Here is a 12,953-nt window from a genome sequence, read left to right on the forward strand (position 1 = left end):
CATTAAATTCTAATGGATAAATACAACAAAGTGAAAGGATGAATTCTACTGCAGAACAAGTCATTAGGACGATGGTTCATGCTACTAAGTCTGATAATGACACTGGGTTTAGTAGCGTGTAATGATGATGAAGGTCGTGAAGAATCAAGTAGTGGAACGAATGTAGGGGATACAGAAAGTGAAGGGTATTTTGAGGTGATTTTGGAAGGGGAAGAAATGGAATACGATTCAATCACTTGTAGAGAGATGGGAGAACGTTTTCAAATGGAATTAGGAATTGATGGTTTTAGTGAAAATGATAGCTTTATTGTTGGTTATCCTCGCACCGATAATCTTGAAGTGCGAGAATATGACTTTGAAAAAGTAACCCTTGTTTCTTTGTTTATTGATCACGGCGGAGAGACTATCGGAGATGGAGAGAGCTATTCTATAAGGGATGTAGAACATATTGAGGGTATTACGATAAGTGGAGATGGGATGTATGCTGAAGGAAAAGTTGTGTTAGAGGCAGAAAGAAATACGAAGGCGGAAGAATTGAATCCTGAAGGTGGTACGGTAGAATTCGAACTTAACTGTGGAGCATAAAAAGGGATCAACCAGACAAGAACTACACTTGTCTGGTTGATTTTATTAAAACTACTATAGGTTAAGTCTTCAGAATGCCGTAATAATTTCCTTACTTGTATTCTCTTGAAAAAGAAGAAAAATTAAATAGTAAATTGTTAGCAACATCTCCACATGATAGGCCGGTATATTTGTCCCGGTCTTATACTTCTGAAGGAAGTTTATTATAAACTAATTATCAAACATGTTCCGTTCTTCTTTTTTCCAGAATTCTCAAAACAAAGGAATACAAATTTCCGTCCAAAAATTGATATCCTTGTATTCCAGCATTTTTTGCCGCTTCTACATCAGATTCTTTATCACCAATTAGAAAGGATCTTGATTTGTCTATTTCAAATTGTTCTATTCCTTGTAAGATCAACCCTGGCATCGGTTTACGACAATCACAATTTCTTCTGTAGAATCTAACCTTTGCTTCAGGATGATGGGGACAATAATAAAAGGCATCTATTGTAGCTTGCGACGCTTGTAAGTCTTTATTTATTTGCTGATGCAATGCTTGTACATGAGATTCCAAATAATAACCTCGTGCTATACCACTTTGATTCGTTATGATTATGACTAAATATCCGAGACTGTTTAGCAGTTTAATTGCATCAATGGCTCCAGGAATCCATTGAAAATCATCGTATTGATACACATATCCAAAATCTTCATTTATAATACCATCTCGATCAAGAAAAACTGCTGGATTCAATAGAGTACACCCCCTATAAAAAGAAAAAAGTTTAGCTTTTCAACTCGTCTACTTTTATTTTACAATAACATGGATATTGCGTTTTTGATAATATTATGGAAGTGAATAATCTACTTGTGTGAATGAATTTCATAAATGAAAAATTAACTCGTGTATAAGGATAAACTAAAATAAAGATGAATTTGAGGTAAAGTTGAAGGGAAAAAATGAATAAGAAATATAACAAGTTTGATGAGTTTATTAAAATTGTAAAAAATCTAAATGATATTTAAGTTATACTATTGTTAATGGGTTCCGTTGGTTTAGAAGTAAATATAGAAAAGACTTTGGATGCTCTAGACTTAGATATTCATGTACCTTGTTATAAAGGGAGTCTCGCATTTTCCGAAAGTTATGTTTATTAGAAATCAAAACAACCCTTTAAAATAGTTCATAAAATCACAAAGAGTTATCTTAATATTCGGATTAATTGTTTTTTCTATTAAATAAACCTATAAAACTATGTAATTAAAGTTATAAAATAAAAAAGATGCTATAATGATATAGATCATTAATAGTGGGGGAGTTGTTTTAGTGAATATTTTAATTACTGGTGGGACTGGCTTTGTAGGATCTACTCTTGTAAAAAAGTTACTAGAGGATCAACATCATGTCTATATACTAGCAAGAAGTCAGAAAAAAGTAGAAAAATTACTTCAAAGTTTATCCAGTAAACAATTGAAGTTTTTAAATATTATTGAAGGAGATCTCTCATTAGAAAATGTTGGTTTATCGAAACAAACATTAAAAGACTTAACAGGAACAATCGATGCTGTTTATCATAGTGCCGCATTTTTATCCTTTGATGAAGAGGATAGAGAAAAGCTATTTCATATAAATGTAAATGGCACAAAGAATCTTCTTAATGTGTCAAAAACGTTAGGGATACAGAAATTCATTCATGTAAGTACAGCTTATACACTAGGAGAAAGCACTCAAGGGTATGAGGAATTATATCCAATTGAGTCAACATCTTTTGTTAACTCCTATGAAGAAAGTAAATGTGTAGCTGAACATGTGGTAATGACTTATAAAGACCATTTTGATGTAACAATTATGCGTCCTGGAATTGTCATTGGAGATTCTATTACAGGCGAAGCGGATACAACGTTTGGACTATACGGTGTATTAAGGGCAGTGGAACTATTAAAGAAGAGAGCTACTAGATTAAACGAAGCGAGTGGGATGGTATATCGCTTATTAGTTGACAAAACAAAAGTTTCTCACTTAGTCCCAGTTGACTATATTAGCAGTCTACTTGCACTAGGGTTATTATACGGTAAGAAAAATACGATCTATAACTTAGTAAATCCAACACCACCGTCAAATGAACTTGTCATAGATTCCATCAAGGAAGGATTAGAGTTCGAATATATCGATCTAGTTTCCAACGATCTTTCACAGTCTTTATCTGAGACAGAAATAAGAGTGAATCAGCAATTAGTAGTTTTTAAAGAATATTTAAATAGATCTATTTTTTTCCGTGATGAGAATACAAGAGAACTTTTATCCTTTGCCAATGAATCCCTTCTTCAAATGGATAAAGATATGCTTTTAAGAATTGTATCTGGTTTCCGTAATCGAAGAGAACTTGTAACGAATTAAAAGGTTAATTGTATTGAGAAAGGAAGGAATACGAATACATGTCTTTACCTAACTTATTACATCATCAGATATACTATAATAAAAATGCAGCAACAGCTCCTTGGGTCGTCTTGCTTCATGGTATTGGTGGTAATTCTAAAATTTGGTTTAAGCAATTGAAACAATTTAAACGCCACTTTAATGTGATTGCCATTGATTTACCCGGCCATTACCCGAACAAGACGTTGGAAGAGTGGGAAGAAGAATATTCTTTAGAAAAATGCGCAGATATGGTTATCAATGTTTTAGATGAAAATAAAATAAAAAAAGCACACTTTATTGGTATCTCTTTGGGGTCTGTACTCATTCATCAACTTGTGAATCGCCATCAAGATAGAATATATTCAGCAGTATTAGGTGGTATGATCCTTCGCTTTAATCTATTATCTAGAATTCTTTTATTTATGGGACATGGATTAAAAAGGTTTCTTCCATATATGTGGTTGTACCAATTATTTGCACATATTATGATGCCAAAAAATAATCACAAACAGAGTCGAGAAATGTTTATAAATGAAGCGAAGAAAATGTGTCGAAACGAATTCCTAAAATGGTTTAAACTTACAAGGGAAGTACAGTCCACTTCTAAAAATATGGAGAAGTTTGAAGTGCCACGTCTTTATATTTCTGGAAATGAAGATCATTTATTCGTTAAGGTATTGAAGAAGTACTTGCCGAAGGATAGATTCAGTCAATTAGTGGAGTTGAATAATTGTGGACATGTTTGTAATTTAGAGAAAAGTGACGAATTTAATCAATATGCAATTACTTTTATTCAGCAATTCTCAACGAAAAAAGGTGCTTAATATAAAAGTGCAAGACGCCTGGAGTTAGACATCGTTAAAAAAGAACTATTACATTATCTTTAAAAAAGTATCAGGGAGAATGAATCTCCTTGATACTTTTCTGCTGATAATTTAGCAGTTTAATTGCACCATGGCTCCAAGATTCCATTGAAAGGAGATTCCATTTGTTCTTTTCAATCGATTATTTAAAAAAAGGAAATGAAAGCAAAAAGAAGCATATGATGCAATTAATAAACTAAATATCATGAAGAACTTAGATTCCTACACACCAGTTCTTTGTGGAACAATCCCGATAAATTTACATATAGAAGGATCTGATTTAGACATTATTATGGAAGTTAACAATCTGCATGTGTTTAAGGATGAACTAATAGCCTTGTATAGCACGATGCAAAATTTCAAAGTAAAAACAACATCAATTAGAGAAAGAAATGTTGTAAAAGCAAACTTTACGTATGAATCATTTGAATTTGAATTATTTGGACAAGGACAACCAGTTCATCTTCAGCATGCTTAAAGGCATATGATAATAGAGTATGATATTCTAACAAGGATTCCTAGCATAAGAGATAAAGTAATAGATTTAAAGAAACAAGGATTAAAAACAGAACCGGCATTTTGTAAAGTTCTAGGCTTACAGGGGGAGGACCCATACGAAAGCCTTTTACAATACGGAATTAAAGAAGGAATCATATAGAAATAGCAAAATAAATAATCGAATTTTTATAGGGGGAAGAAAAGATTGAATGTAATAACGTTATGCGGTTCTACAAAATTCAAAGAACAATTTGAACAAGCTAACGCACATTTAACATTACAAGGAAATATTGTTATTAGTCTCGGTTTCTTTGAACAATATGAAGGTATCGAACTTAACGACGAGCAAATTCGATTGTTTGAGAAAATACATATTAAAAAAATTGATATGTCGGATGAAATTTTTGTAATAGATGTAAATGGATATATTGGCGAAAGCACAAGAAAAGAAATAGATTATGCGCATATTCACGAAAAAACTGTGAACTATTATTCAAAAAGTATATTAGCAAATAGTAATAAAAATCGAATATAATGACATATTAACTCAAGGTTGTAAGAATAACTGATCAAATAATTCCTCTGCTTCGTCTAATGTTTGTGACGGAGCAGCAATCCGTATTGATTTTCTACCGATATCTACCATCTCTAAGCGATTAATTTTTCCAGCCATTGATTGAAAATCTTCAGCTAGCCACATCTCACCCCTACTTCCACCATTTACTTCGAGCATAACAATGTTTAATAGTTTGTCCTTGCTATCATTGTTATTAGGAGAAGTATAAAGGTTAAATTCCATGTTATCGAATGTTAGTTTTCCTCTGAAATGATTTGCATTTAAAAGGCGTGGCTGTATTTGACCAACTACTTGAAGTTCCAAAGATTCCTCCATTTCGCCATCTATAGAATAGACTAAACCATTGTATGACAAATCGATATCAGATGGCTTAAAATAGATCATCATGCTTATAAAAACAAAAAAAGTAAAACAAATCTCTAATACTGATATTATATACCGTTTTGACTCTTTGTCATATTTCCATTCCATAAAAGCGTTATAACCAATTAACAACCCTATTGCAACTAGGAAATAGGACATATTTATATATATATCAAAGAAAATGAGTAAAGAAAAAGGGATAAGGATTATGATAAAAACAACCACTAATTCTGAATACCTATGTAGCTTATTCACTGGTTTATATCTACCAAATGGGCGACTTATTTTTAATTTTTTTGAGAGAAAATGAATTCCAACTATCCAAACAATAAAAAGAATAATTAAATAATATAAAAACACACAATCACTCCTATATAACAGTATAGAAAAGTTAAATTCTGTAAAAGACTACTTCTTAACTTTACCACAATTATCCATGTTTTCGTTAAATAATTTGAAAATATCATGCAAAAAACTTGAAAGTCAAAAAAAGATCAAAGATAGTCAAAGTCAAACTCTTAAATGTAATGAGCTAGAAAACGAATAAATCTATGTCATTCGTGCTTTGATAAGCTTAGAGGTCGAGAGGATGAAATAGAAAAAACGATAGAGATTTTAAATCGACGGAACAAGAACAATCCTGTTTTAATTGGAGAACCTGGTGTTGGGAAAACTGCAATTGTGGAAGGCTTGGCATTAGCTATTTCTAATGGGAATGTTCCGTCAAAGCTATTAAATAAAGAAGTGTATTTACTTGATGTTGCTTCCTTAGTTGCAAACACGGGCATTCGTGGCCAGTTTGAGGAAAGAATGAAGCAATTGATAAAAGAATTACAACAAAGGAAAAATGTTATTTTATTTATTGATGAAATTCATCTTTTAGTTGGAGCAGGTTCTGCCGAAGGATCAATGGATGCTGGGAACATATTAAAGCCGGCTTTAGCGCGCGGAGAGCTTCAAGTTGTTGGTGCAACAACGTTAAGAGAATACCGTAATATTGAGAAAGATGCAGCTCTTGAACGTCGTTTTCAGCCAATTATGGTAAATGAACCATCTGTAGAACAAGCAATAAATATACTAAATGGTATTCAAGAAAAATATGAGAAGTATCACGAGGTAAAGTATACAGATGAGGCTATTGAAGCATGTGTTACTTTATCACACCGATATATTCAAGATCGATTTTTACCAGACAAAGCAATCGATTTATTAGATGAAGCTGGTTCTAAAGTAAATCTACAAATAGGTGTAGTTGGGGAGGGTGAAATAGAGAAACGTCTTTCTACTATTACAAAAGAAAAAGAAAAAGCATTAGATGATGAAAATTATGAGGCCGCTGCAAAGCTTCGTGATGAAGAAAACAAATTAATACAGCAACAAGAAAAGGAGCATAAGGAAAAACCAATTCTAGACATACAACTTGTTCAAAGCATTATAGAAAAGAAAACTGGCATATTACTTAATAATATAACCTCTCCGTTAGATGGTAACAGAGAGGTTTATTGCTTTTTTATGATTGTAAAATATCGTGATCTACATATCTTTCACCATTTATTTCACTTACGATGTTGATTGCTACATGCGCACCGTGTCCTGCTGTAATGATCGTATGAACACTTACACCAGCTACAGTACCAGCAGCCCAAATACCATCAATATTTGTTTTTCCATCTGAATCTGTTTTAATGATTGTTTTAATTCTAGGTTCAGTTCCAGGTACGAGCGTTAAACCAACTTTATCTGCCACATCTGTCAAAACCCCTGATGCAATAACTACATGTTTTGCAGCGACCTTATTATTTTCTGTTTCAATTGTAAAAGCATCTCCATCTTTGGAGATGTTAACAACGGATTCTTCTAAAAACTCACTTCCTTGTTTTGTGGCTTGTTTAATCCCTATATCAACGAGAGCAGGACCTTCAATGCCTTCAACACCGTAGTGATTTTCAATCCAAGCTTTCTTTGTTAAACTCTTACCATTGTCAATTAACATTGTTTTTTTACCTGCTTTTGCTGTAAATAATGCTGCACTAGCACCAGCAGGGCCAGCTCCAATAATAGCTACATCATACATGCCATAAAACCTCCATATTTTTAAATTATTTTATTTATGTTACCTACTATTTCATAGTTGGTGTAACAACTATTCATGTAAAAAGTTGTAATAGAAACTAAAAAAAGTAAATTTACTTCAGTAAACAGTCTACATTCTTACTAATTTTTATTAGTGTTTTTTCAAATTGTACTAATTCTTTTACCGTTATTCCCTTAACAACAACATCATTAAACTCTTCAGCAATAGGAATGACCTTATCCCCTAAAGCTTTCCCATTAGGAGTTAAATATAACCTTATTGCACGGCGATCATTGTCACAATGACTTCTGTAAATAAACCCTTTTCCTTCGAGGTTTGATGCCATTCTCGCTATATTTGTTTTGTCCTTTTGTAATTTTTGAGAAATTTGATTTTGTGTTAGTCCATCCTTTTCCCAAAGTAGCATCATAATTAGATTTTGTTCTGGTGCTAAATTAAATTCTTCTAATTTCCCTTTAATATAACCAGTAAGATGTAAGTCAGTTTGGTGGATTTTTATACTTATGTAATCTTGTAAAGTTAGTCTCAAAAGTATCCCTCATTTACCGATTCATTTAGTTGCTATACATACTATTTACATTTATAAATTTTATTCAACTAAATAGGCACTGTCAACAAAATTGCTTATAGTTATTGTTTAAATTGGATGGTATTTATATTCAAATCTGATTATGTCACCGGTCAACCTTTCATCTGCATATGTTATCAAGAATATTACCTAGGTTAATAACAGGAGGAATGGAAAAATGTATTATAATGACCCATATTATCAATATGGAAACCCATATGGAAATTATCAATATGAGTGGGATCGTAAAGCCCCTCAAAACTATCCTGAAGATAGTAATTATATTCAACATTACAATAGTGAAGTACGTCAGCAACCAGCTAGAGGGCAAGCTTCTTGGACTGATGGAGGTCAAGTAACGAGATGCGGAATTCCTTGGTCACATAATCAATTTATGACTGTTGCAGTAGGTGTTAATGCACCCTATCGTTGTGGAGATATACTAATAATAAGAAATCTAACCTCTCCAGGTCAAAGAGAAATTACAGTGACTGTCGTGGATCAAGTTACAAATTATCCAGCAAACAAAATCAATCTCCATCGAAATGCTTTTGAAGCGTTAGGTGCAAACTTAAACGAAGGAGTAATTAATGTAGAAATTATTCCTGCAACAAATCAAGTACCTCAGCCTTCACCAAACCAAGGTCCACAACCTTCCGTAAACGATAATGGATGGGGGAGACTTTTATCTGGTGTTATCCAATCTGCTTATCCTAGTTCCCAAGTAGTTAATTATCAACCTATAGGGAAAACAGAGGTATCACCAACTCAAACAAGAGAAACCTATGAATTTACATTACAAGGACTCCAAGGTCAACTTAAGATTCGCGGAAACGTTGTGTATAATTCCAGCACAAACCAACTTGTATCAGTTGACCTAAAAGAAGCTTAATTCCTTTTATTAAGAAACCCTTTCACTTGAGCTAATGCTATTTTTACTTCATTATAAGTTAGTCCTGAATTTTTATTTAATTTTTTAACCTCATCAATATTAGTTCCTGTTACTGTTGTTCTTTGTTTTTTCATTAGTTGATCCCTCCATCATTCAGTTTTTACTTAAATGAGATAAGTTATATTACCAATATTAGTATGGACATTTAACGTATTTAGGACTACTAGAAAGTTTATAATAAACAATATAAATCATAATTTTTAGGAGAGCACACAAAATGGATAATAGAAAAAATAAGAAACTTGATACTGAACAAAAAGATGAATTTAGTGGAAGTAAAAATAACGAAGATGTAAATAAGGATAAGATTAATTCAGAAAAAATAAGATATGAATTTGCAGATGAAGTTTATAAATAACCATTTTCTTGTTAAAATTTTTTTCATGATTTCGATAAATAATTCAAAATGTCCAAAGCTAGTGTAAGCTTTGGACATTTTACTTGTGACTTTTTATTATATAAAAGTCATCATACGGCATCATTGTTATTACTAGCATTTTGCCAATTGTTAATAAATACAGTTTGATTCCTACCATTTTCTTTTGCTTCATACAATGCATCGTCTGCTATTTTAATTAACTGTGTAAGTTCTAAGGTACATTCTTTTGAAGTTACAGCACCAATGCTTACAGTTACGGGTATGAACATACCATCATTAAAAGTAAAAGATCTTTCCATTAAATTATCATGTATTTTATCGCATAATTGGTTTACAGAACGTAGAGAAATGTGTGGGATTACCATAATAAATTCCTCGCCGCCAAACCTTCCAACTATTCCAAGATCTGTACAAACATCTTTAAGAATTCGTGATATGTATTGAATAACATCGTCACCAACTTGATGACCATACGTGTCATTTACAACTTTAAAATGATCAATATCAATAATGAGGAGGGAAATAGCTTCCTTTTTATTGGACATTGAAACAATTATTTCATTACTATATTTTTCAAAATATTTTCTGTTGTATAAGCCAGTTAAATAGTCGTACTGTGCTGATTTGTCTAACTCTTCAATAGAATTTTGCGTTTTTAAACAAACAGACACTTGTTCAACAAATTGTTTGATTACTTTTAATTCATCATCTGGAATTAACTCTTTTTGATCTTTATACAATATAAATAATCCTACTTTACTTTCTAATTCTAGTGGTAGAGTTAAAAAGAACTGTTTTTTCTCGTTATATTGAAGCCAAGTAATGTCTAAATGATCACTTTGTATTGGATTATATAAATATTGTTTAGGTATATGAATATTTTTAGATTTATCAACAAGATTTTCTCCAAATACGATATTCCAGTTTTCGTCCTGTTTCTCTATATAGATAGCATTATTATAGTTCGTCACGTTCAGTAAGGCTTTGCTCCCCCTATTCACGATTCCTTTGTACTCACGAATACTAGTAATATGTTGTAATTCATTTTGGAATATTGAATGAATATCACGAAGTCTTTTTTCACGATTTTTTTCCACTGTTATCCTTTTAATTTTATCCGCTAAACCGAGAGACAAAATAAATACTTCCAATAATGCACCAATTTTAGGAGCCTCTAGGGTTACTAAGGTTAAAGGAACTAAATGGAAAGCTGCTAGAAGATTTAAGAATACACAAAATAATAATACAGACCATGCTGTAAAGAAAAAGATACCTTCTCGAGATTTACTTCTCATTTTTAGTGCAATTGTAACGACCATTACTAAACTCAATGCAGCTATAACTGTACTTATTTGTGTTGATAAAGCGATCGGAAACAAAATTGGTAAAAGCAAACTAATGGAGAAAATACTTATAAATATAGTTAAAATTTTATTTAAGATAGGGGATTGAGTTTTTAAATGTAAAAAATACTTTGCAAATAGTAATGAAAATAAAGATGTCCAAATGATAAAAAACGAATTTGCTCTTTGAGCCCACCAAGGAAAATCGCCCCAAATCCATTGAAAGGCAAAACCATCCCATACAAGCTGCATCATTGTAAATCCAAATACAAATAGAACATAAAACAAGTACATTTTTTCTCGTAAAGCAATAAATAAAAATAAGTTATATAGTGCCATCGCAATCATAACACCGTAATAAATACCGTATAAGGTTTGGTTTTTATAATTATCTTCAGAAAAAGTAATGTGGTCCCAAATAACAATTGGTGACTGGAAGAAGCTATTTGTTTGAATTTGAAAATAAAAGGTATGATTACTTTCTGCAGTTAACGTGATGGGAAAAGTAAAGTTTCGATGAGAGATGGGTCTCTCTTGAAATGGATAGTCCATTCCAACTGTATTTTCTAAAACAATTTGATTGCTTTGTTCCGAGTAAAAAGATATGGAACTAAGGTGTGGTTTTTGAATTTCAATTAGTATATCTTTGTTACTTTGTTCATTATGTAATAGATCCAATTTTAACCAATAGGTAGCATTCCCTATCGTTCCATGTACATCTAGATCAACAAGAGACTGAAACTGATCGTCTATATGAGGCAAATCCGAATAGAGGATACTATTATCTTCATCTACAAATATATGAAGATACTCTGTCACTTCTAATTTAGTCAATTCATCAGAGATGATAATATCATTGTTTGAAGCATTAACATTACTAGCAATTGCTTGTTGTAATACAAAAAAGAATCCAGTAATAACTATAATTTGTAAAATGTTATTATTTTTTATCTTCATTGATAAATTTCCCCATTATTTTCAGATAATTTTGTATAATTATATCATGATTTGGAATTTTTACTATACTGTGAGGGGGTAATGTTTTGAGGAAGATGCATTATTACGAAATAAAAGAGCAATTAAAGACCGGTGATATAATATTGTTTAGTGGTCAATACAAGATTAGTAAGTTAGTAGAGAAGCTTGAACATTCTGATTGGTCTCATGTAGGAATGGTTGTCCGACCTGATCCAAAAGGAGAAATTTATTTCTTCGAATCAACTGCACTAACGAATTTAGAAGATGAATTATTTCACGACAACAAAACTGGACCAAAATTAGTTAAGTTGTATGATAGATTAAAAACCTATGGGGAGGATCTTACACCTTATGTTCCTCCATTGTATGCCGTTCGTTCCATTGTATTAACAGATACATCCATTGATGAAACAATACTATATAACTATATTAACAAAGTTCACGGAATACCTAACCCAAATCAATGGGAAATGATATGGGAAGTATTAGAAGGGCGTTTTTTACATATTTCCTCTAAAAAATCAGACTATACTTGCAGTAAACTAGTAGCAGAATTGTATGAAAAGTTAGGTCTATTTAAACCCAAATTACCACTTAACGGGTATATGCCAAAGGATTTTTCATCGAATTCAGGATTAAAGCTAGAAGGAGCATATTTAGAGGAAGAAGTAGTCATTCAATTAGATGAGGAAAAAGTCATATAAAGTCAAAAAAAGAGACAGAGTGGAATAAAACTGCCACCTGTCTCTATTTAAAAGAAAAGAAAGAAAATTTTCACTCTACTTAAGGTGTATAGGAGAAAGGATGTCGATATTACGCCGTTGCCTACAGGACGTAGGCTGTACTTAGGCGGAATTGGGGTGCCTTGCGCTTTTCTTATTATAATTTAGCTATCACTTCACTCATATTTTTTATGGATTCGTGTAACTTATGGATATCTTTATCATCTAAATCTACAAAACGCTTTTTAATCTCTCCATGTAAGTAATTCATTTCTTGTTGTATATATTCCCGTCCTTCATCCGTTAAAAGAATATAAATGATCCTCCGATCATGTTGGGCATTTTCCCGACTTACGAAACCTTTTGATAAAAGTTTGTTAATAAGTGGGGTTAAATTTGATTTTAAAATTAACAATCTTTTCCCAATCTCTGTTGTTGGTAGCTTCCCACATTCCTCTAACAATAACAAAATCCAAAAATGAGTGGGGGAGATTTCTTTTTTATGAGCATTCTCTATAGGTGGCAATATTTTTTTCTTTAATACAGGAAAAAAAGTCAAATAAAAATTAGCTATGTCTTCAATTTTATTGTTTGTATTCATCGTATTTTTTCCTCCAGCTTATTTAAAC

General features: G+C 31.9%; 14 protein-coding genes and 2 pseudogenes. 9 read left to right on the forward strand and 7 right to left on the reverse strand.

The genetic code is table 11. From position 1 onward, the window contains the following. The first annotated feature begins 78 nt into the window (after positions 1 to 78). The gene (locus QA612_RS12760) at positions 79 to 585 is read left to right on the forward strand and encodes a hypothetical protein (protein ID WP_278284198.1); all 507 of its coding nucleotides are present in this window, start codon (positions 79 to 81) and stop codon (positions 583 to 585) included. A gap of 217 nt (positions 586 to 802) precedes the next feature. On the opposite strand, the gene gmhB is transcribed toward QA612_RS12760, so the two are convergent. After that, the gene (gmhB, locus tag QA612_RS12765; RefSeq protein WP_278284199.1) at positions 803 to 1,321 is read right to left on the reverse strand and encodes a D-glycero-beta-D-manno-heptose 1,7-bisphosphate 7-phosphatase; all 519 of its coding nucleotides are present in this window, start codon (positions 1,319 to 1,321) and stop codon (positions 803 to 805) included. Between the two features lie 573 nt (positions 1,322 to 1,894). Between gmhB and QA612_RS12770 the strand changes: the two genes are divergently transcribed. The 4 genes and pseudogenes from QA612_RS12770 to QA612_RS12785 all read left to right on the forward strand — a co-directional run bounded on the left by QA612_RS12770 (position 1,895) and on the right by QA612_RS12785 (position 4,882). Further along, positions 1,895 to 2,965: an SDR family oxidoreductase gene (locus QA612_RS12770; protein WP_278284201.1), complete on the forward strand. Its 1,071-nt coding sequence runs from the start codon at positions 1,895 to 1,897 to the stop codon at positions 2,963 to 2,965. A gap of 38 nt (positions 2,966 to 3,003) precedes the next feature. Next, positions 3,004 to 3,810, forward strand: a complete 807-nt coding sequence (locus QA612_RS12775; protein WP_278284202.1) for an alpha/beta fold hydrolase — start codon at positions 3,004 to 3,006, stop codon at positions 3,808 to 3,810. A gap of 164 nt (positions 3,811 to 3,974) precedes the next feature. Next, a pseudogene (locus QA612_RS12780) lies at positions 3,975 to 4,507 on the forward strand (DUF4269 domain-containing protein). A gap of 45 nt (positions 4,508 to 4,552) precedes the next feature. Continuing rightward, a complete protein-coding gene (locus tag QA612_RS12785; RefSeq protein WP_278284203.1) occupies positions 4,553 to 4,882 on the forward strand; it encodes a hypothetical protein in 330 nt (109 codons plus the stop codon). Positions 4,883 to 4,894: 12 nt separating this feature from the next. Here QA612_RS12785 and QA612_RS12790 read toward each other — a convergent pair whose 3' ends face one another. Next, positions 4,895 to 5,647 carry a DUF4181 domain-containing protein gene (locus QA612_RS12790; protein ID WP_278284204.1) on the reverse strand — a complete coding sequence of 251 codons (753 nt, stop codon included), beginning with the start codon at positions 5,645 to 5,647 and terminating at the stop codon, positions 4,895 to 4,897. A 207-nt stretch (positions 5,648 to 5,854) separates the two neighbouring features. Between QA612_RS12790 and QA612_RS12795 the strand changes: the two are divergent. Beyond that, positions 5,855 to 6,656: pseudogene (locus tag QA612_RS12795) on the forward strand (AAA family ATPase); the annotation flags it as partial. A 141-nt stretch (positions 6,657 to 6,797) separates the two neighbouring features. On the opposite strand, the gene QA612_RS12800 reads toward QA612_RS12795, so the two are convergent. Both QA612_RS12800 and QA612_RS12805 read right to left on the reverse strand, forming a co-directional pair. After that, positions 6,798 to 7,361: an FAD-dependent oxidoreductase gene (locus tag QA612_RS12800; protein ID WP_278284205.1), complete on the reverse strand. Its 564-nt coding sequence runs from the start codon at positions 7,359 to 7,361 to the stop codon at positions 6,798 to 6,800. 112 nt (positions 7,362 to 7,473) lie between these two features. Next, complete coding sequence (locus QA612_RS12805) at positions 7,474 to 7,911, reverse strand: MarR family winged helix-turn-helix transcriptional regulator (protein WP_278284206.1); 438 nt, start codon at positions 7,909 to 7,911, stop codon at positions 7,474 to 7,476. Between the two features lie 217 nt (positions 7,912 to 8,128). Here QA612_RS12805 and QA612_RS12810 point away from each other — a divergent pair, with 217 nt between their 5' ends. Continuing rightward, on the forward strand, positions 8,129 to 8,842 hold the full coding sequence (locus tag QA612_RS12810) for a DUF3889 domain-containing protein (RefSeq protein WP_278284207.1): 714 nt from the start codon (positions 8,129 to 8,131) through the stop codon (positions 8,840 to 8,842). Here the strand turns inward: QA612_RS12810 and QA612_RS12815 are convergent. Continuing rightward, positions 8,839 to 8,976, reverse strand: a complete 138-nt coding sequence (locus tag QA612_RS12815) for a hypothetical protein (protein ID WP_278284208.1) — start codon at positions 8,974 to 8,976, stop codon at positions 8,839 to 8,841. The two genes, QA612_RS12810 and QA612_RS12815, sit on opposite strands and share 4 nt — an antisense overlap. A gap of 143 nt (positions 8,977 to 9,119) precedes the next feature. Here QA612_RS12815 and QA612_RS12820 point away from each other — a divergent pair, with 143 nt between their 5' ends. Then, positions 9,120 to 9,260 (forward strand): hypothetical protein, encoded by a 141-nt coding sequence (locus QA612_RS12820; RefSeq protein WP_278284209.1) that lies wholly within the window; start codon positions 9,120 to 9,122, stop codon positions 9,258 to 9,260. A gap of 110 nt (positions 9,261 to 9,370) precedes the next feature. Here the strand turns inward: QA612_RS12820 and QA612_RS12825 are convergent, their stop codons facing one another. Beyond that, positions 9,371 to 11,581 carry a diguanylate cyclase gene (locus QA612_RS12825; protein ID WP_278284210.1) on the reverse strand — a complete coding sequence of 737 codons (2,211 nt, stop codon included), beginning with the start codon at positions 11,579 to 11,581 and terminating at the stop codon, positions 9,371 to 9,373. 86 nt (positions 11,582 to 11,667) lie between these two features. Between QA612_RS12825 and QA612_RS12830 the strand changes: the two genes are divergently transcribed. Continuing rightward, complete coding sequence (locus QA612_RS12830) at positions 11,668 to 12,306, forward strand: C40 family peptidase (RefSeq protein WP_278284211.1); 639 nt, start codon at positions 11,668 to 11,670, stop codon at positions 12,304 to 12,306. A gap of 175 nt (positions 12,307 to 12,481) precedes the next feature. On the opposite strand, the gene QA612_RS12835 is transcribed toward QA612_RS12830, so the two are convergent. Continuing rightward, positions 12,482 to 12,925 carry a MarR family winged helix-turn-helix transcriptional regulator gene (locus tag QA612_RS12835; protein WP_278284212.1) on the reverse strand — a complete coding sequence of 148 codons (444 nt, stop codon included), beginning with the start codon at positions 12,923 to 12,925 and terminating at the stop codon, positions 12,482 to 12,484. Positions 12,926 to 12,953 lie beyond the last annotated feature (28 nt).

It is taken from the genome of Evansella sp. AB-P1 (assembly GCF_029688925.1).
Classification (GTDB): domain Bacteria; phylum Bacillota; class Bacilli; order Bacillales; family Salisediminibacteriaceae; genus Evansella.

Bases quoted from the DNA above. Each gene is read 5' to 3' on its own strand.
- QA612_RS12810 (WP_278284207.1), top strand. From the start codon at position 8,129: ATGTATTATAATGACCCATATTATCAATATGGAAACCCATATGGAAAT.
- QA612_RS12835 (WP_278284212.1), bottom strand. From the start codon at position 12,925: ATGAATACAAACAATAAAATTGAAGACATAGCTAATTTTTATTTGACT.
- QA612_RS12760 (WP_278284198.1), top strand. From the start codon at position 79: ATGCTACTAAGTCTGATAATGACACTGGGTTTAGTAGCGTGTAATGAT.
- QA612_RS12815 (WP_278284208.1), bottom strand. From the start codon at position 8,976: ATGAAAAAACAAAGAACAACAGTAACAGGAACTAATATTGATGAGGTT.
- QA612_RS12775 (WP_278284202.1), top strand. From the start codon at position 3,004: ATGTCTTTACCTAACTTATTACATCATCAGATATACTATAATAAAAAT.
- QA612_RS12825 (WP_278284210.1), bottom strand. From the start codon at position 11,581: ATGAAGATAAAAAATAATAACATTTTACAAATTATAGTTATTACTGGA.
- QA612_RS12820 (WP_278284209.1), top strand. From the start codon at position 9,120: ATGGATAATAGAAAAAATAAGAAACTTGATACTGAACAAAAAGATGAA.
- QA612_RS12800 (WP_278284205.1), bottom strand. From the start codon at position 7,361: ATGTATGATGTAGCTATTATTGGAGCTGGCCCTGCTGGTGCTAGTGCA.